The organism is Nostoc sp. (assembly GCF_036917555.1).
GTDB lineage: Bacteria > Cyanobacteriota > Cyanobacteriia > Cyanobacteriales > Nostocaceae > Nostoc.
In genome coordinates this window covers 57,435-74,976 of sequence record NZ_JBALDD010000050.1, presented here as the reverse complement: position 1 = coordinate 74,976, position 17,542 = coordinate 57,435, and the positions used below count along the sequence as shown (strand labels likewise).

The window sequence follows — 17,542 nt, the reverse complement described above, 5'->3', positions numbered from 1 at the left end:
ATGCCTGCATAATTAGTTATGATTCCCCTAGTCATTACACCCTTAATACGGTTCGGTTAACATATTTGTCTGGAGGGGAGACGAAGCGTAGCTTTGGCGAGGTGGGGTGATTCGGGTTTAATAAGTTAGGACTTACGCAATAACTCTCTGAAACTCTTATTTCTTTGTATCCTTCTCTGACAAGACGCTGCGCGAATGCGTCCTTTGCAGTTCGTTTTTTCATTATTTTGCATAAATCCTATAAGTAATCAAGCAGACATAATATAAGTCTCATTAATGAATATCAAAGGGTCATTAATGGAGTTCCGAGCCTCATTAATAAATATCAAAGCCTCATTAATGAATATCAAAGGGTCATTAATGGAGTTCCGAGCTTCATTAATGAATATCAAAGACTCATTAATGGAGTTTAAAGCCTCATTGTTGCATTCTAAAATATATCCCCTCTCCCCCCCTCCCTGATCACAATCCCTGCCATTCTCGCTTGGAGAGTTCTTTTATCGGCAACAACAAACTGGCTTCAATCTCCTGCCGCACAATGTCTGTTACTTCACAGTTGCTATTAAGGCAATCGATAAGCAACTGATTGGCATCGTAATATTGTTGCAATACTTGTTGTTGCTCAGGGCTGAAGTGCCAGTGATGCTGAATGTTTTGATGCTTGGCTAACATAGCCTTTAATTGCTCCATCCAGGCGGGGTAACTTTTTTGGCACCACGTCTGAAATTTTTCTTTACTTTGCTTTGGATCGGGCAGTAGGTCTTTAAGTTGTTGTAAAGTTTGATGTAAGCCAGCATCTTGAACAATCGCTAAAGTATTACTTAGAGCATCGTCACAAGCATGAACATTGGCAAAATTAGATTTGCAGTCAATAGTGCATTTCATTACTAGGTTATCTAATGCCGCGTCCAAAAAAATACCTTGATCGAGGATGCAGGCGAGGGCAAACTGCGAGGTAAGGTGAGGAGTTCGAGCCAAGGCAAGGTAAAATGCACGAATTGCAGCAGGCTGGGGAGGAACGGTAAGGGACTTTTTATTTGCCCAAGTTAAAAATTTTTGCAAATATGGATCTTCAGCCACTAGGGCATCAACTTGTTGCTTCATCAACTGCACCAGGAAATCTGCACTTCGCAGCATCGCAACCGTTAACAAAAAGATTTCACGCCACCTGGGTTCAGTAATATGACTCACCAGACCTTCTAACGGTTGTTCTAATGCTTGTAAATTATGATTGGCGACGATTTGTCGAGCAGTCAAGTATTCTTGAAACGTTAAAGAAGAGAAAGAGAAAATCCCCCGGACTCGTTCTGCTAGTAATCCATGTTGCAACTCTATTGCCTGAAGTACGCCTTCACTATCTAATTGCAATTCTTCTGGCTCCGTCGAAGCATTGGGCAAATCACCGATATAATCACTAATGTATTGTTCAACAATGCGTTGTTCAAAAAAGTAATTACCCTGCTCAAATGTCGTGCTAGCAACCTGACTCAGCAACTTCAGCTTTTGTGGTAATAAAAAACCTTGGTATACTTCATCCCGCTCAATTCCTTTAGTTTCGTCCCATTTGCCCAGGAGGAGATCTAAACATTGCTTATAAAAGGCAGCTTTTTGGATTGGGAATTTGTTCTGGTAATGAAAAACCCAGCAGGCGAGATGCAAAAACAAAGGAGTGACGGCAAGTCTCCGAAATTGTAAGTTTTCGGGTAAATCTAGTTTTTCAATAAACTCAACTGCCTGTTCCTGTTTATCCTGGATGTTCGTTTTTGTGAGTGCTGTAAACCACTTCTGAGCAAAAGCAACAATTTGGTCTTGACTAAACGGGGCAATTTCAACATCTGTAAAGCGTCTGAGGTTGAAAACTTTAGCTGCCGTGCGGCAGGTGACAACAAATATGTTCTTTTGATACTTTTCAGAGAATTTGCGAATCTTATTGACGACACCGATGTTCTGTTGATGTAGCACTTCATCTAATCCATCCAGCAACAGCAACACTCTGCCTGACAACAACAAAGTTTCCAGCACAGATGGATCTGAAATGCCACAGGTGAGGAATTCTTTGCCAATATAGTTGAGTAAATTGAACTCCCCCACTTCTATAGATTCGTCCGCAAAATCTCTTAAGGTGACAAAAATGGCAACCCGATTTGCAGCAAATCTCCCTCGGTTGCATTGAATCGCCAGATGTTGCAAAAAAGTGGTTTTACCTGCTCCCGGTTTACCCAACACCCGCAGCTTTGAGTAAGTTTCAACTGCCGTAATCCCGGTGATTTGTCTCTGGGATACTTCACCTAAACCAAAGCGATCAAATTCTTTTGATGTAAAGTTTTGCAAGTCAGCAAACTCTAACCACTGAAAGCTGGCAATTTCCTCCAAAATGTTGAGATCGATGTAAATATCGTCTATTGTAACGGGGTGACTAACATCTAATAACTGCAAAGTGCCGCACTGGTCTTGAATTTTGTCAAAGCGTTGCGATCGCACTTGTTGGACTAGAGCATCAATATCTAAAAATTCAGCACCAAGTTCTTTTGATTCAGGGAATTCTTCTGGAGGATTAGCCGCAATTTCGCGCCAATTCAACGACAACACAGAACAAATTTCTATAAAGATATGACGCTCAACCGGACGCCCAGTAAAAAACCGCCAAATTGGTTGGCGAGTCTTTAAGTTGACTTCAAAAGCCAAATTGTCTTGTGTCCACCCCTTATGAGCGAACGCTTTTTTGGCTTCTTGAATCCCAATAAGTGATCCCTGGAGCGATCGCTTGACCATAGGAGCTTACACACGTTGAATTAGAATTATTAAAATTGACATTTGATAACATACATTTTCAGTACTACTTAGAAAGTAAATTAGCTGTTTTTAAATGCTAATGCTTTATTTAAAGCATCTTAAGCTAATATTTGATAATGGCATCTCTGTTAAACCTGCTTGGTTTTAGTGTTATTTTTAACTGCTATTCCTGTATATTAGGAAATCTTTATATACTTAGAAACTCTAGCCCTGTTGCAAGTATAAAATTTACAATTGATTGCGTACTCACGGTTATTATAGCACTTCTATATGCTTGTCTATAAAGTTAGCCTAATCTTGCTAGTTTCTAGGAAGAGAAATGAAACCAAAATTGATCGGTTAATTACTTATCTTTAAAATTTATAAATATTCAGATAAAAATGGTTATTAATTATTAGTTAAACGCCGATAAATCTTTCAATTGCCGATTATTTAGTGATAACTATTATGCATAAAACGATTCCGTCCTGCTGCCTTTGCTTGATATAACGACCGATCTGCCGCAAGAATTATTTGTTCAAAATCAGAACCAGGTATAGGAATCACTGTAGCAAGCCCAGCACTCAAGGTGACATGATTGCTTACTAATGAATTCCTATGTGGAATTGCCAGTGTCCGAACAGCAGAGCAAATTGTTTGGGCTACTAATGTTGCCCCCTCCACATCTGTGTTAGGCAATATCGCAGCAAATTCTTCTCCACCATAACGGGCAACTAGGTCTGTGGAACGCTTTAGAAAATTTTTGATAGTTTTTGCAATTTCTTTCAAGCAGCGATCGCCCGCAAGATGACCATAAGTATCATTGTAAGATTTGAAAAAATCAACGTCCCAGATAATCAAAGAAAAAGGCTGTTGCTCTCTTGCTGTGCGCTGCCACTCTTGAGCTAAATACTCTTCAAATCGTCTTCGGTTAGCTACTTGCGTTAATTCATCGATAAGAACTAATCGTTGCAATTCTAAATTCTTAGCAATGAGTTTTTCCTGTAACTTATATTGCTCAATTATCCGTTTTATTCGTTGTCCCAAGATTGGCAAGTGAATCGGTTTGGTAAAATAGTCTATTACACCCATTTCAAATGCACGGTCAACTGACTGTTCATCTTCTATCTCTGCAAGCATTAAAATAGGGGTGCATTTACCACAATCTAAAGATTGCAACTGAAGGCAACACTCAAACTCATCCATATCTGGCATAATGATGTCGAGTATTACTATATCTGGCCGCTGTTTTTCAAAAATACTTAATGCTTCTGCACCACTTTGAGCTTCTACTATTTTATAACCCTTTTCTTCTAGAAAAAGTCGTAATCTTTTGCGGTTAAATACTTCATCATCAATAATTAAAATTAAAATTTCATTTGCTTTAATTACAGTTTTTATTATTTTTGTTTCTTTATTGCTTTTACAACACACTCTTTTGTAAATAGTCATACTTTCTACATATTTATAAAAAACTTTTAACACTTATTTTTCAGTTACCATTTTGCTTATTAGTTAGGATAAAATATCCTTTACTTTAAAACAATATCTGTTGAGACAACCAAACTTTTTGAGTTAACAATATATATGCTTTTTTTAACTGTAGTTTTTAACTATGACAGATGCCTGTTTGAAATGATGTATTGGTATAAGTTTTATATGTTTTAGATAAGTTAATTAAGTTTGTTTTTGTTACAAAACTTATTAACGATTTCGTCAAAAGGTTATCCAAGCCATCGAACTCGATGGCTTAAAAAAATGTCTCAATACGCTTGGCTTTGTGAAAAATTGTCGGTTGGGTTAAGCAAAGTACAACCCAACAAAGCCCTGCGGCAGTTTTTTATTTTTCATAAATAATATTTAGTTGCTCTGGAACCCTTTTGGCTCTAAAGAGAATGATTTTCTAAAACCTCCTGCTTCCCTGCTCCTTTAACTCTCCCTCTTCTCTTGCCGTTCTTTGAGTTTAAGCATAATTTCAGCGTGCATCTCGCGGGTAATTGGGTAAAAATACGTTAAAATTAAGCCAAAAATCAAACAAACTGTCGGTATGGGTCCAACAGCAACGCGAATAGCAAACAGTGCCGATTCTGGTTGCATCGGTATTGGACTTCCGGCTACAGATTCTTTAAAACCGGTTACTTGCAAAGCATTTCCTACCAAAAACAGCCCGAAAGCTAAACCAAATTTTTGTAGCAAAACCATGAAGCCATAAAAAATGCCTTCTCTGCGTTGTCCGGTTTGGAGTTCATCTAATTCAATCACATCTGGAATCATCGACCAGGGAATTAGATAAGCTGTGGATACACCAATACCAGCCATGACAGCCATCACATACATCAAAACTATTTGACCAGGTTGTAAGAAAAATAGTCCGGCGGCTGCTATTATCCATAAACTCATTCCCAGAAAATAAACAAGTTTTTTGCCGATTTTTTTACTCAGCGCCCCCCAGACAAATAGCATCAATAGGGCAGTTCCTTGGACTGCAATCAGCACTGGGGGCACATCTGATTCTTTTAGACCCATATAATTGACTACAAAATAGGGAATAATGCTGGCTGTAATCTGCACACCTAGCCAAGAACAAAGATATATACCAATGACAAATAAAAAAGGTCGATTGCTGAAGACAAATTTTAACTGTTCAAAAAAGGGGAGAGATGCAGGTTCTTCAGTTTGGATGCGTTTGGCCTCAAAAGCCAAGATGCGATCGCGGACTCCAAAAACGCACCAATATAATCCTAAAATTGAAATTACAGTACAAACTGCTGCTAAAACAAGATATCGTTGTTGGCGATCGCTAATTTGAGAAAAAATAATTAGCGCTAAAATCAATGACAGAATGCTGCCACCAATGGAAAATGTAAAACGGTAGCTGTTAAGACTAGTGCGTTCATCGTAATCTTGAGTTAGTTCTGGAGTCATCGCCGTATAAGGCAAATTCACAACCGTGTAAAACGCCTGAGATACCACCCCAATTGCTACGTAATACCAAAACAGCGGCCAAATATTCTCACTCTGATTTGCATTAAATTGCGGTACAATCCACTGCAAAAAGAAGAGAACTCCAAAAGGGATTGCTCCATAAAACATCCAGGGAAGACGACGGCCCCAGCGACGAGATTTCGTTTTATCAGTCAAAAACCCGACAAGCGGATCATTTACGCCATCCCAGATTTTGCCAATCATCAAAATAGTGCCAGCTAAACCCGCAGGGATACCAGCGACACTGGTAAAGAAAATCAGCAGATAAAAGACGGAGATATTTGCAGTAATTGCCGGGCCTAAATCTCCTGCACCGTAAGCCAGCTTGGTTTTTAAGTCGAGTTTTTCACTCTTAGGATTTCGTTGGGTATCGCCATCAGCACCAGAATCGTTCATAATAACTTGCACTCATACTAAAATAAAAAGTTTGTGTAGGCATAGCCCGCACTTCTCTACGAACGCGAAGAGCGTGTCGCAGACAGACGCTCTTGCTAGCTTGCTTCCACGTTCGCGTAGCGTCCCGTAGGGAAGTGGTACGGCATGGTTCGACTCCGGCTCCATCGAGCGAAGCCGAGATGCTCACCAGCCGCTCAGTGACCATCGTATACATCGCCTTCAATACTAGCCATCTACCACTCCCGTCAGACTTATGCCAGACCTTTATGTTTCTTGGTCAGATTATCACCAAAAAATTGAACAACTGGCTATTCAGATTTATGAATCCGGTTGGAAATTTAACCAAATTATCTGTCTTGCCAGAGGAGGACTACAAGTTGGAGATATTCTTTCCCGTATATACCAGCAACCACTGGCAATTTTAGCAACATCATCTTACAGTGGCACTGGTAAGCAAGAAAGAAGTAATTTAATTTTCTCTCGCCACTTAACGATGACTGCCGAAAAGTTAGGTTCGCGCATTCTCTTAGTAGATGACTTAGTAGACTCTGGGGTAACACTGCAACAGACTATACCTTGGCTCAAACAAAATAGTGATTCCCAAATTGAGGAAATTCGCACTGCCGTTCTTTGGTATAAAGCTTGTTCAGTTATAGCACCCGATCATTATGTAGATTACTTAGCTGACAACCCCTGGATTCACCAACCCTTTGAATACTACGAGCAGATCAACATCGCAGAACTTGCCACTAAGGTCAGTCCGTGTTGATAAATACTTAGTACCCCTACACAGAATTCAAAATTAAGAATTCAAAAAGGTTATGGAGCGAGCTTTTTTGGCTGACCAGATTTATTATATTTTGCCAAAATTGGCACATTTACCTCTAAGTATGTATGGTGTTATTTACCTGACTCATTGTTAAAGAAAGAATGACAAACGATATTTCGCACAAACGAAACCTTCACCGATTTGATCCTGTTGCGTATCAAGTAATTGAAAAATTTCGTCTTTCTCCTCTAACTTTTGGACTGTTGGCAGCAGTTACTGCTATTGGAGTTTATTTGTTTACTGCATTGATAAGTAATACGTTATGGTCTAAGCAGGGGCAGATGGGGTTGCTTAAAGATTGGATTCCCTGGTTAGTAGGACTTTTCATTAATCCAGTAACATTGGGATATTACTTGTGGAGTTTTCAAGCAATCGATAAAGTAATTCAAGACCTGGAAAAATCTGATGTATTAGAAATAGACAAATTTCAGATCGATCAATTTGTTATTAACCTCTATTCCCAAAAATGGCGCAAACTTTCTGCACTTGTCAGCGCTCTCTTTTTCAGCACTATTGTTTTTCTCATCAGACCTAGATTAGAAGATAGTTGGACAAGCTCTAGTTTTCTGCCAGGATTGGCCATTACGATCGCCACATTTGCAGTCGTATATATGGGTAGTATACTTGTCCTTAATTTGATTACAAATATTTGGATTTTCTATCGAATTTTAGGAAACAAGGATCTCGATATAAATCCTCTTCATCCCGATCGCTGTGGTGGTCTTCGATGTCTGAGTGATTACTCGCTTAGAACTGCCTATCTAGTTGCTGTTTTGGGTATCTGGATTGGCGTAATTGAGTATCAGGTGATTACACAAGATGTTGGAAAAGGATTCTGGTTTGTTCATCTGGTAGTTCCATTGTATATTTTTATATCAATGGGATGTTTTTTTGGGCCATTGCTGGCAGCAAATAGCGGTATGAAAAGAGCTAAAGAAAAGTCTTTAGATAAAATTGCTCGTCAGTTCCGAGCAGATTATTCAGGGATTTATACCAGTCTGGCTGAAGACACAGAAGCTTTCAAGAAAAAATCTGAAAAAATTCAGCAACTACGCACTTTATACACTATGACCGATGAGTTGCCCGTTTGGCCCTTCGATGTCAAAACTTTCCGCCGATATCTCCTAACTGTTCCTACTCCTCTTATTGGTATCCTAATTGGTATATTTAAAAAATTGTTGATAAATCTACTCAACCAACACGGTATCAAACTTGGCTAGTTAAAGTTGTTATCAAGTAAAACTCAAATTTCTTTGTCTAGGGGCAAAATGAGCAGGATAGCTTTAGTTAAGTTTTTGATATCTCCCCAAACTTAGGACTCCACCACCCTTTTTGCGTACTGAAATAAGCCACATCTTTATGTTTGGTATCCTTACGTGATTGTGAGTCAGAACATCGCAACATTGTCTTACTCTGCCCCTCTTTGATATAACTATACTCTTCTAAAGGTTTCTTACATACCGGGCAGGGATATGCCGTCATCTTTACGGGAGGCTTTTGTTGATTCTCAGTCTGGACTGCTTTAGTTTGTGGTGGCTGCCAAGTTTTGTTAAAGTCGCTCCAAAACAGCACGAGATTTTCACAGCCTTTTGTACATTTGAGGAAATATTTCTTTTTAACCTTAGTACTCGGAATTTTGGCGAGAAAATTTTTGCACTCAGGGCATCGAGTCTTGGAAGTTTCATATTTTCGCTCACTTATCACATTAGCTTTTCCTGTTGAGGAACTCGCAACTACAGTTTTAGCTTTAGAGAGCGCTGGTAAAAAGTAATTCTGATTCCAACTAGTTAAATAATGCTGCCAAAAGTTTTTTCCTTCAGAAATTGCATCAAGGGCATCCTCCATTTTCGCTGTGAATTCCGCCTCTAGTAAATCCGGCAGTGCTTTGAGCAAAAACGCATCAACTTCTAACCCTAATGCTGTCGGTTGCAGATGGTCTTTTTTCAACTCGACATAATTTCGTTTTTTTAAGGTAGCAACAGTCGGAGCATAGGTACTTGGGCGACCAATTCCTTTACGTTCCATCAATTGCACCAATTTTGGTTCACTATAACGGGGTGGTGGCTGCGTCTGCTTCTTTTCATGTCCAGCATTTTCCAGTTTCAATGCTTGTCCCTGTTGTAATGAAGGTAAAACACTATCCTTGCTGAGATTGTTCCAGTACCGGGCATAACCGTAAAATTCAATTACTTGCCCTCTGGCTGACCACAGTAGGGAACCAGACTGAGTAATCACTAGAGTTTTACGCAATTGAGCAGCACGACACTGAGAAGCAATTGACCGTTTCCAGATCATCACATACAGATTAAACTCATCATCAGGAAGTTCTAAGCGCAATTGAACTGAGGGACGAAATACATCTGTTGGACGAATCGCCTCATGTGCTTCTTGAGCCGATTTGCTACTACGATGCTTGGCGACTTGCAGCGGTACATTCTGCGGATCATTTTGCTCTAACCATTTACGGGCGCTGGCACAAAATTCTGGACTCAGCATTACTGAGTCTGTTCGCATATATGTAATCAGCCCTGCTTCATACAGCTTTTGGGCAACAATCATGGTTTTATCAGGAGCAAACCTCAGCTTTGAACCGGCTGCTTGCTGAAGGCTGGAAGTTGTAAATGGTGGAGGTGGCTGGCGATTAACGATTTTTCCTTCAAAATGAATCACCTGATGAGGATGTCGCTGTGCTTCTTCAACCAAACGTGTAGCCTCTGCTTCGGAAAGAACACGCTTAGATTCCGGTGTTTCTGGACTGTTACCTACCTTTGCGTCATCATGAGTTTCAGTTTCTTGCTCTGCTGCATCTTTTGCAGAATCGACCGTCCCTTTGTAAAAAGCCCGGAATCCTTCAGCATAATCTACCCAGACACTCCAGTAATCTTGGGGGACAAACGCCAGAATTTCGTTTTCTCGCTGACAAATTAGGTGCAACGTCGCGCTTTGGACTCTGCCAACACTCTTAGCACCGTTATTCAATGCCCAAACTAAAGGGCTACCTTTATAACCCACCAACTTGTCTAGGCAATCTCGGCACAGCCCTGCACCGATTAAATTTTGGTCTAGCTTTCTGGGATTAGCGATCGCACTCTGTACCGCCGATGCTGTAATCTCAGTATAAATTACTCGTTTCGGTTCTCTTAAACCCAGTGTTTCTTTAAGATGCCAAGCGATTGTCTCACCTTCCCGGTCTGGGTCAGTTGCTAAGACAACTTCATCAACCTGCCTCACCGCAGACTTGAGCTTCTGGATTGTTTCCTTCGCTCGTTGGTCACGTGGGACGTAGTTGCACCGGACATTACTGCCGTCCATGACAAAGCCCAAGGAATCGTCCCCTTCATTGCTGAGTTCTCGGATATGGCCACAACTGGCGAGAACTTTCCAATCCGAACCCAGAATTTGACTGAGTTTTTTGACTTTTCCGGGAGACTCTACCACAAGCAGGCGTTTGATCATAGCAACTGCGTTCTAGATTTTGAGCAATAAACTGGCAATTGCAATCAGCGATCACCTATCTTCGTCATCTGGATTTTCTAGAATACTGTACCAAAAAGCTTGGGAAATTGCTCAACTCGGTTTAGAGGTAAATCATCCTAACGCGATACTCCTCCAAAGCGATCGCCGTTGCAACTGGCTCAACTACTATGGTTTTAACCTCAACAACCTACTTAAATTAGGGTTGTAGTTATTTAGTTATTTATTATTGTAACCTGCGACCATTTAACCCAAAAAAACAGTCAAGCGATCGCACTTGCATACTCACCTTGCATCCTTCAGTTTTTCAGAAGGGAATAGACATTATGTGGTTAACCCACTCCTCGGCCGTAGAAGCTTCCCAAACGAGAATAAGTGCTTCAATTGCGTGACTGATTGACATATTTTGCGAAAGAATCAAAACTCCAGAAGTAGTTTGTGACATTATGAATTACGCCAAACTCAGCAGGCATCGTTTTACGATCATGGGTCACAAGAACTCTGCCATTCTGTGCTGTTATTGCTAATACCTCTGGATCTTTTTTGCTTTCAAGCAATGCTGCATAAGCTGATTGAAAGTCAATATCAGGTTGTCTACGTATTGTACCAGTAACAATCGCTTGCCTAAGATCGGCATCTGCCTGAAATCGCACTGCTGTCATACTTTGCTTTGCTTCTGTATTTGAGCAATTTTTAACTTCTGATACAGAAGCGGATTCTTTTCTCTAAAAGACTGTTGCAGTTTCTCAAACTTTGTCTGACTTTCCTTTAAATACGCATCAACTAGCTCTCGGTTAGCAAGATAAAAGGCGATCGCACCATAAACTTGTTCCAGCGAGAGTAATGGAAAGTTTTGGGTAATGCTTTCAGGGGATTCTCCATTTAAGAAAGCGTATACAATTGAATCGAGAGAAATACGTGTCTCTACGAGCCAGTATCCTTCACCTCGTTGTTCGATATATTGCTTTGTTAAAGTCGGTGCTACTTTCATAAGACTGATTGATGCGTCTCCTCAGTGAGCGGTAAACTAAGTTCTGCACGGACTTGAAGGCAAGCTGCAATGTCTGGCGACAAGTGACTACGCGTCTACATGTCCTTGATATTTTCGAGGGCTTCTTCTCTTGTCTGACCTTGACTAATACAACCAGGTATACTGGGGGCACTCGACAATCCAAACCCCATCTTCATCGCGATCAAGTATTACATTGAACTTCATATACTGTTGTCGGCATGTAGTTATTTATTATTGTAACCTGCAACAATTTAATCCAAAAAAGTAGCCGAGCCGTCATACTTTGTTGGCAAGATAGAAGGCGATCTCACCAGAAACTTGTTCCAGTAAGAGTAATGGAACGTTTTGGCAATGCTTTCGGGGAAGTTTCCATTTAATAAAGAGTATACAAATGAATATTTTATAACCCGATATTAAGCTACAAGTATTGGTGTGAGCAATTTAAACTAAGAAGCTTTATAGGATATCTAAGTATTAAGTATAGTGTCTTACGGCACCAGATTAATAATAAATAGCGACAAGAAGTATTTTTGCCGTAATGTACCATTTATCCCAATGCGTAACGTAAGCGACAATGCATCCTACAAAGTTAAAACTTCATAATAAAAGATATAAAATTGGCGAACAAAATTCAAGGCATCAACGTAAAATCAGGTGATCGCACTCATCACCTTTAATCGCGAGCGCACTTCCTCTTTCTCTACCAGGTTGACTTACAGTAGTAATTAGCGAGAATTAATCCTGTCTGCGCCAAGCTATTCTTATGGAGACGGTTTGCGATCGCACTTGTGAGTTTTGTTCAAGAAAATTCCCGACTTTTTCAAAAAGTCGGGAATCTGAATCTTTGGATTTTCACTAGTACAGCACAGCGTAAATCCTCTTGTTAAAGGTAGGCAAACTTCCGCCACAGTGTACTAGGGAGTGTCAAGTGTTCCCTAATGAGGTACAGCCACTTGTGCATCGGCTACCTGGGTACTGTCAGCAACAACTTTGCGGAATGCATCACCTTCAATTGTTTCCTGTTCTATTAACAAATCTACTAAACGCTCCAAAACGACACGGTTTTCTTCCAACAGTTCTTTGGCCTTAATGTAGGAATTGCTAACAATTTCGCGCACTTGTGAATCAATTTTGGCAGCAATTTCCTCAGAATAGTCTGATTTATTCATCCAGTCACGTCCTAAAAATACCTCTCCACTTTGATTTTCCAAGGACAATGGGCCTAATTCTGACATCCCAAAGCGTGTCACCATCTGCCGTGCCATCCCTGTTACATGTTGCAAATCATTGCTTGCACCTGTGGTCACTTCTGGCTTGCCAAAAACTATTTCCTCAGCGGCGCGACCACCCAAAGTAGCAGTAATCCTCGATTTGAGTTGGGAACGGGAAATTAACCCCTGTTCTTCGTTGGGAGTAAACCAAGTTAATCCGAGTGCTTGTCCCCGTGGGATGAGTGTAACTTTCTGCACAGGGTCATGGTCTTTGAGCAATGTGCCTACTAAAGCGTGTCCAACTTCATGATAGGCAATCAAGCGCTTGCTCTTGCTGTCTACTAAGGCGGTACCTTCCATACCTGCAACAACTCGGTCTACAGCAGCATCAATTTCTAAAAGGGTGACAGCTTCTTTGCGCCTCCTAGCTGTGAGAATGGCAGCTTCATTGAGTAAGTTGGCTAAGTCTGCGCCAGTAAAACCAGGAGTGCGACGAGCGATCGCTTCTAATGATACGCTAGGATCAATTTTTTTATTCCGCGCGTGGACTTTCAAAATTTCCAGTCGCCCTTTGAGATCGGGTGGATCGACCATCACTTGTCTGTCAAAACGTCCCGGTCTGAGTAATGCTGTATCTAAAACATCTGGGCGGTTAGTGGCAGCAATAATAATGATGCCTGTGTTACCTTCAAAACCATCCATTTCGGTGAGCAGTTGGTTCAAGGTTTGTTCGCGCTCGTCGTTACCGCCACCGATACCAGCGCCCCGTTGTCTACCTACTGCGTCAATTTCATCGATAAATATTAGACAAGGGGCATTATCTTTGGCTTTCTTGAAAAGGTCGCGCACGCGAGATGCACCCACGCCAACGAACATTTCCACAAATTCTGAACCGGAAATACTGAAGAATGGTACACCCGCTTCACCTGCGATCGCTTTTGCTAGTAAAGTTTTACCAGTACCAGGAGGGCCAATTAACAGCACTCCTTTGGGAATCCGTGCGCCTACAGCAGTAAATCTTTCTGGTTGTTTCAGAAAAGTCACAACTTCTTCGAGTTCTTCTTTAGCTTCTTCAACCCCGGCAACATCTTCAAATTTCACTCCAGTTTTTGCCTCCATTTGGAAGCGAGCTTTGGATTTGCCGAAATTCATCGCTTGGCTAGAAGCATTAGTAGAGCGCCGGAGGAACAATAGCATTAAAGCCACCAGTGGCAAAATCCACATCAAATTAATCAACAGTCCAACAGCAGCTCGACTGTTAGCGGAGGAAACTTCGCCAAAATCAACATTCTTGTCTTTGAGAATGTTGACTAACTCTGTGTTTTGCGCCAAAAGTCTCACCTGTTGCGGTGGTGTATTATCTTTTTGCCCCTTGAGATAAACCTTTGCTAGCTGTTCGGTTTCGTCAAGCTCTACTTTCTCGACTTCTCCCGCCTTCACTTTCTTGATCAAGTCGCCATAATTTAGCGAGGTGGTTTCTGCTTTTTGTGCCATCACAGGAGTACTTGCGAAAATTCCTGGCAACATAATCAAACTAGCAGCGATTGCACCAAACCAAGCAACACGCTTTGAGGACTGCCTTTTTCTCAATGTTTTTTTTCCCAAATTTGTCATAATAATTACCCTTTGTCTGGTGGCACAAGTTAAGCGCTGGTTTTATGCCTATTCTTCTATCAAAAATTGTAATAACTGGAAATTACACTTTTCTTATCTAGTCTAACTTCCACACAAAAGCATTCCCAAGTTTCTTCAGGCTATTACATAAAGTTGAGCGAGGGTTATCTAGATTTATGTAGCTGTTTAAGACTGGGCATTGGGCACAAAAGGCACAGGGGCGGGGGGGAAAAACTTACTGCAACTTTTCCTCGGTCATTGAGCGTAGCCGTACCACTTCCCTACGGGACGCTACGCGAACGTGGAAGCAAGCTACGCGCAGCGTCTCGTAGAGAAGTGCTGCTCCCCTGCTTCCCCAGTAGATATTAATTTGACACATTCCACCATAAATCGCTAAGATAAACATAGTCATAACGATTCCGCTTTTTAAGAAATTTGGTGATAGTAGCTAGTTAATAGTTTGTAGGTTAATTATGGTGAAAATTATTGGCATTAGTGGTAGTTTAAGACCCAACTCTTATACCCAGCTTGCTTTACAAGTCGCAGCGCAAAGGGTTGAAGCTGTAGGTGCAGAGGTAGAAATTCTCGATTTACGGCAGTTGCAGCTACCATTTTGCACTGGCGCAAAGGAGTATCCAGAGTATCCAGATGTTCAACGGTTGCAAGATACAGTTAGTCAGGCTGATGGATTAATTTTAGCGACACCTGAGTATCATGGTGGCGTTAGTGGTGTCCTAAAAAATGCCCTGGATTTGATGAGCTTTGATCAATTGTCAGGTAAAGTGACAGGTTTTATTAGTGTCTTGGGTGGTCAGTCTAATAGCAACGCTCTAAACGAACTACGGTTAATTACCAGATGGGTGCATTGTTGGTCTATCCCTGAACAAATTGCGATCGGACAAGCTTGGGGTGCTTTCAGTCCTGAAGGCAAACTAGTAGATGAGAAGCTCTCTCAAAGATTTGATCAATTTGCTCAGAGTTTAGTTGATAATACTCGCAAGCTGCGGGGCGTGAATTAATTGTAGGGTGGGCAAAGCTAGACCCACCCTCGTAAACTCAAAACTTAATGATGATGATGGTGATGATGGTGATCTCCAGCAAGTTGAGGATTAACTGCCAAATTTTGTTCTGACAACAACTCTGCTATATGAGCATCAGCCCATTGCGCCACCATTGCCAAGAATTCTGGATGATCGTTAACGCAAGCCATTTGCACGTAGTTTGTGCCAGGATGCTGTTTCTCTAAAGCATGGATGATATGGTGTACATCCAATAGAGTTTCGTGGTTTTCTGTGGCAAAGCCAATTGGCATAAAAATTACCACTTTTGCACCCAGTTGAATCAGGTTATTTGCTGCTTGTTCAGCGTTTGGCTGTGTCCAATCAATTAAGGGTGTGTCATGATTGAGCCAACCCACTGAGATTAAAGGATAGCGATTAATCAACTTATCCCGAACTAAATCGTACATTGCTTCACTTTCGGCAATCCCAGAAGTAAAGCCTTTAGCTTTATGGGGACAGCCGTGGTTCATGAGCACAATGCCGATTTGAGAAGGCAGATAAGCTGCTGCTAATTCAGCAATTTTCTCTTCAACCAGATGAGCCATTAAATCGATATAGGCTGGTTCGTTGAAGAAAGAAGGAATGTAGCGCTGTGCTTTAACCCAGTGTTCTTCACCATCAGTCAACTCGACCAGAGCATTGTTAACTTGTTCGATCGCAATACCACTAGTAAAGATAGAATCAACAACCAGCAGTGGGTAAATTAGTAGCTTATCGAAGCCTTGGTTTTTGATTTCTGCCAAGACTTGATTGGGTAGAAAAGGAGCGCAGAAGTTGAAAGCCTTGAAAACTTGGACATTATCGCCCCATTTTTCTTGTAAATTCTTCTCAATTCCAGCTCGCTGCTGCTCAAAGATGGCGTTGTGTGGGGAGATAAAATCGTGGTGTGTGTGTCCCCACTCATGGCGGTCAAATAGCGCCAAAAGTTTCGCTAGGGGGGGATAAATCCAAGTTGGCACTGGTGCGAACTTTGCTGTCAGTAGATTTAAAGCCTGTTCGTTATAGTTGGCAAAATCTTCGTAGCTTTCGACTTCGCCGTAGCCCATAAGCAGTACGGCTACACGGTCTTTACCTGATAGATGCTCGTGGGTGTGTTGTACTTTTTCCGGCGTGGCAACCACAATGAGTTCCTCAATATAACCAGAGTGCAGAGAGATATAAAGTTAGGGAATAGCTTACCCATTGTCCCTTATAGTAACTTATTATCCCATCCGGGGGGATAGGATAGGTGCAAAAATGAAAATAATAAGTCAAAAGACATATAAAATTTACGTGGCTTAATACAGTTCTTGCATAAGATACCCAACAGGGGATGAAAACTTTGAAGCGGTTTAAAACTTGATATTAGACTTATTATACCTGCCTTGAAAATAGAGACTGAAACAACGCAAAATCATTCTCAGATTATTTTCATTGTTCGTTGTGATCGCAGCTGATGGAGTCTCTTGCACAAATACAAAATTCGCCCTCTCCCTTGGGAGAGGGATTTAGGGTGAAAGCTCATTGATTCATGCAAGAAGTCTACTGCTCAATACCCAATTTTTGGAATAGACAGATGAATATAATTATTTGCCCTGGAATTCATGAGCCAGACTTAACTGAAAGCTTCAGAGTAAGATTGTTAGATTTAGTTTCTAATAGCGCGATCGCTCCTATTACCGCAAATATACTGCTTTATCCAGGTAAAGATGTTTTGGTTTTATCAGCATTGCACATTTTGCAGTTTTTGCGCGTTAGCGTAGCTCACCGCAGGTATCGCTTGACCGACTCTCTAGAATCACCAATTATATTCATTAGCTTTAGTGCTGGCGTAGTTGGGGCAATAGGGGCAGCACATTTGTGGCAACTCTTGGGTGGTCGTGTCAAAGCGTTTATTGCTATAGATGGATGGGGAGTACCACTACAGGGAAATTTCCCTATTCATCGGATGAGTCATGATTATTTTACCCATTGGAGTTCATGTTTGCTAGGTAGTGGGCAAAATAACTTTTATGCAGAACCAGCAGTCGATCATTTGTCCATTTGGAAATCTCCCCAAAATGTACAAGGCTGTTGGGTAGATTCGTCCATTGAGATAATTCCACCCACAGGTCGTCTGACAGCAACTGAGTTTTTGCTTATGCTGTTAAAGCACTATGAAGCAAATTAATCCGGACAATGAAGTAAGTAAACAGGAGTTAGGAGTGAG

Annotated in this window: 15 protein-coding genes; 5 read left to right on the top strand and 10 right to left on the bottom strand. The window is 41.1% G+C overall.

Going from position 1 to position 17,542, the window contains the following annotated elements:
* Window positions 1-462: 462 nt before the first annotated feature.
* The 4 genes from V7K60_RS19870 to V7K60_RS19855 all read right to left on the bottom strand — a co-directional run bounded on the left by V7K60_RS19870 (window position 463) and on the right by V7K60_RS19855 (window position 6,358).
* On the bottom strand, window positions 463-2,772 hold the full coding sequence (locus V7K60_RS19870; RefSeq protein WP_334927583.1) for an NACHT domain-containing protein: 2,310 nt from the start codon (window positions 2,770-2,772) through the stop codon (window positions 463-465).
* A gap of 453 nt (window positions 2,773-3,225) precedes the next feature.
* Window positions 3,226-4,224, bottom strand: coding sequence for a PleD family two-component system response regulator (locus V7K60_RS19865; RefSeq protein ID WP_334927581.1), 999 nt, complete (start codon window positions 4,222-4,224; stop codon window positions 3,226-3,228).
* Between the two features lie 477 nt (window positions 4,225-4,701).
* Entirely contained in the window at window positions 4,702-6,153 is a 1,452-nt protein-coding gene (locus tag V7K60_RS19860) for an MFS transporter (protein ID WP_334927579.1), read from the bottom strand.
* On the bottom strand, window positions 6,134-6,358 hold the full coding sequence (locus tag V7K60_RS19855; protein WP_334927578.1) for a hypothetical protein: 225 nt from the start codon (window positions 6,356-6,358) through the stop codon (window positions 6,134-6,136). Before V7K60_RS19855 ends, V7K60_RS19860 begins: the two co-directional genes overlap by 20 nt.
* 48 nt (window positions 6,359-6,406) lie before the next feature.
* On the opposite strand from V7K60_RS19855, the gene V7K60_RS19850 reads away from it, so the two are divergent.
* Together V7K60_RS19850 and V7K60_RS19845 are read left to right on the top strand one after the other, a co-directional pair.
* On the top strand, window positions 6,407-6,922 hold the full coding sequence (locus V7K60_RS19850; protein ID WP_334927576.1) for a phosphoribosyltransferase: 516 nt from the start codon (window positions 6,407-6,409) through the stop codon (window positions 6,920-6,922).
* A 161-nt stretch (window positions 6,923-7,083) separates the two neighbouring features.
* A complete protein-coding gene (locus V7K60_RS19845; RefSeq protein WP_334927574.1) occupies window positions 7,084-8,202 on the top strand; it encodes a hypothetical protein in 1,119 nt (372 codons plus the stop codon).
* A gap of 67 nt (window positions 8,203-8,269) precedes the next feature.
* Here V7K60_RS19845 and topA read toward each other — a convergent pair whose 3' ends face one another.
* A complete protein-coding gene (gene topA / locus V7K60_RS19840; protein ID WP_334927572.1) occupies window positions 8,270-10,438 on the bottom strand; it encodes a type I DNA topoisomerase in 2,169 nt (722 codons plus the stop codon).
* Window positions 10,439-10,457: 19 nt separating this feature from the next.
* Between topA and V7K60_RS19835 the strand changes: the two genes are divergently transcribed.
* Complete coding sequence (locus V7K60_RS19835) at window positions 10,458-10,667, top strand: hypothetical protein (protein WP_334927570.1); 210 nt, start codon at window positions 10,458-10,460, stop codon at window positions 10,665-10,667.
* 169 nt (window positions 10,668-10,836) lie between these two features.
* On the opposite strand, the gene V7K60_RS19830 is transcribed toward V7K60_RS19835, so the two are convergent.
* The 4 genes from V7K60_RS19830 to V7K60_RS19815 form a co-directional block, all read right to left on the bottom strand.
* On the bottom strand, window positions 10,837-11,118 hold the full coding sequence (locus tag V7K60_RS19830) for a hypothetical protein (protein ID WP_334927568.1): 282 nt from the start codon (window positions 11,116-11,118) through the stop codon (window positions 10,837-10,839).
* Complete coding sequence (locus V7K60_RS19825) at window positions 11,115-11,447, bottom strand: DUF433 domain-containing protein (protein WP_334927566.1); 333 nt, start codon at window positions 11,445-11,447, stop codon at window positions 11,115-11,117. Before V7K60_RS19825 ends, V7K60_RS19830 begins: the two co-directional genes overlap by 4 nt.
* A gap of 956 nt (window positions 11,448-12,403) precedes the next feature.
* Window positions 12,404-14,293, bottom strand: a complete 1,890-nt coding sequence (ftsH, locus tag V7K60_RS19820) for an ATP-dependent zinc metalloprotease FtsH (RefSeq protein WP_334927564.1) — start codon at window positions 14,291-14,293, stop codon at window positions 12,404-12,406.
* A 235-nt stretch (window positions 14,294-14,528) separates the two neighbouring features.
* Window positions 14,529-14,705, bottom strand: coding sequence for a hypothetical protein (locus V7K60_RS19815; protein WP_334927562.1), 177 nt, complete (start codon window positions 14,703-14,705; stop codon window positions 14,529-14,531).
* Window positions 14,706-14,766: 61 nt separating this feature from the next.
* Here V7K60_RS19815 and V7K60_RS19810 point away from each other — a divergent pair, with 61 nt between their 5' ends.
* Window positions 14,767-15,312, top strand: coding sequence for an NADPH-dependent FMN reductase (locus V7K60_RS19810; RefSeq protein WP_334927560.1), 546 nt, complete (start codon window positions 14,767-14,769; stop codon window positions 15,310-15,312).
* Window positions 15,313-15,356: 44 nt separating this feature from the next.
* On the opposite strand, the gene V7K60_RS19805 is transcribed toward V7K60_RS19810, so the two are convergent.
* A complete protein-coding gene (locus V7K60_RS19805; RefSeq protein WP_334927558.1) occupies window positions 15,357-16,475 on the bottom strand; it encodes a ferrochelatase in 1,119 nt (372 codons plus the stop codon).
* Between the two features lie 434 nt (window positions 16,476-16,909).
* Between V7K60_RS19805 and V7K60_RS19800 the strand changes: the two genes are divergently transcribed.
* Window positions 16,910-17,503, top strand: coding sequence for a hypothetical protein (locus tag V7K60_RS19800; RefSeq protein ID WP_334927556.1), 594 nt, complete (start codon window positions 16,910-16,912; stop codon window positions 17,501-17,503).
* The last annotated feature ends 39 nt before the right edge of the window (window positions 17,504-17,542 follow it).

What these genes read in the sequence shown, in the direction of transcription:
- V7K60_RS19845 (WP_334927574.1), top strand. Translation starts at nt 7,084, where the DNA reads ATGACAAACGATATTTCGCACAAACGAAACCTTCACCGATTTGATCCT.
- V7K60_RS19870 (WP_334927583.1), bottom strand. Translation starts at nt 2,772, where the DNA reads ATGGTCAAGCGATCGCTCCAGGGATCACTTATTGGGATTCAAGAAGCC.
- ftsH (WP_334927564.1), bottom strand. Translation starts at nt 14,293, where the DNA reads ATGACAAATTTGGGAAAAAAAACATTGAGAAAAAGGCAGTCCTCAAAG.
- V7K60_RS19815 (WP_334927562.1), bottom strand. Translation starts at nt 14,705, where the DNA reads ATGACTATGTTTATCTTAGCGATTTATGGTGGAATGTGTCAAATTAAT.
- V7K60_RS19825 (WP_334927566.1), bottom strand. Translation starts at nt 11,447, where the DNA reads ATGAAAGTAGCACCGACTTTAACAAAGCAATATATCGAACAACGAGGT.
- V7K60_RS19855 (WP_334927578.1), bottom strand. Translation starts at nt 6,358, where the DNA reads ATGGTCACTGAGCGGCTGGTGAGCATCTCGGCTTCGCTCGATGGAGCC.
- V7K60_RS19860 (WP_334927579.1), bottom strand. Translation starts at nt 6,153, where the DNA reads ATGAACGATTCTGGTGCTGATGGCGATACCCAACGAAATCCTAAGAGT.
- V7K60_RS19810 (WP_334927560.1), top strand. Translation starts at nt 14,767, where the DNA reads ATGGTGAAAATTATTGGCATTAGTGGTAGTTTAAGACCCAACTCTTAT.
- V7K60_RS19830 (WP_334927568.1), bottom strand. Translation starts at nt 11,118, where the DNA reads ATGACAGCAGTGCGATTTCAGGCAGATGCCGATCTTAGGCAAGCGATT.
- V7K60_RS19850 (WP_334927576.1), top strand. Translation starts at nt 6,407, where the DNA reads ATGCCAGACCTTTATGTTTCTTGGTCAGATTATCACCAAAAAATTGAA.
- V7K60_RS19865 (WP_334927581.1), bottom strand. Translation starts at nt 4,224, where the DNA reads ATGACTATTTACAAAAGAGTGTGTTGTAAAAGCAATAAAGAAACAAAA.
- topA (WP_334927572.1), bottom strand. Translation starts at nt 10,438, where the DNA reads ATGATCAAACGCCTGCTTGTGGTAGAGTCTCCCGGAAAAGTCAAAAAA.
- V7K60_RS19800 (WP_334927556.1), top strand. Translation starts at nt 16,910, where the DNA reads ATGAATATAATTATTTGCCCTGGAATTCATGAGCCAGACTTAACTGAA.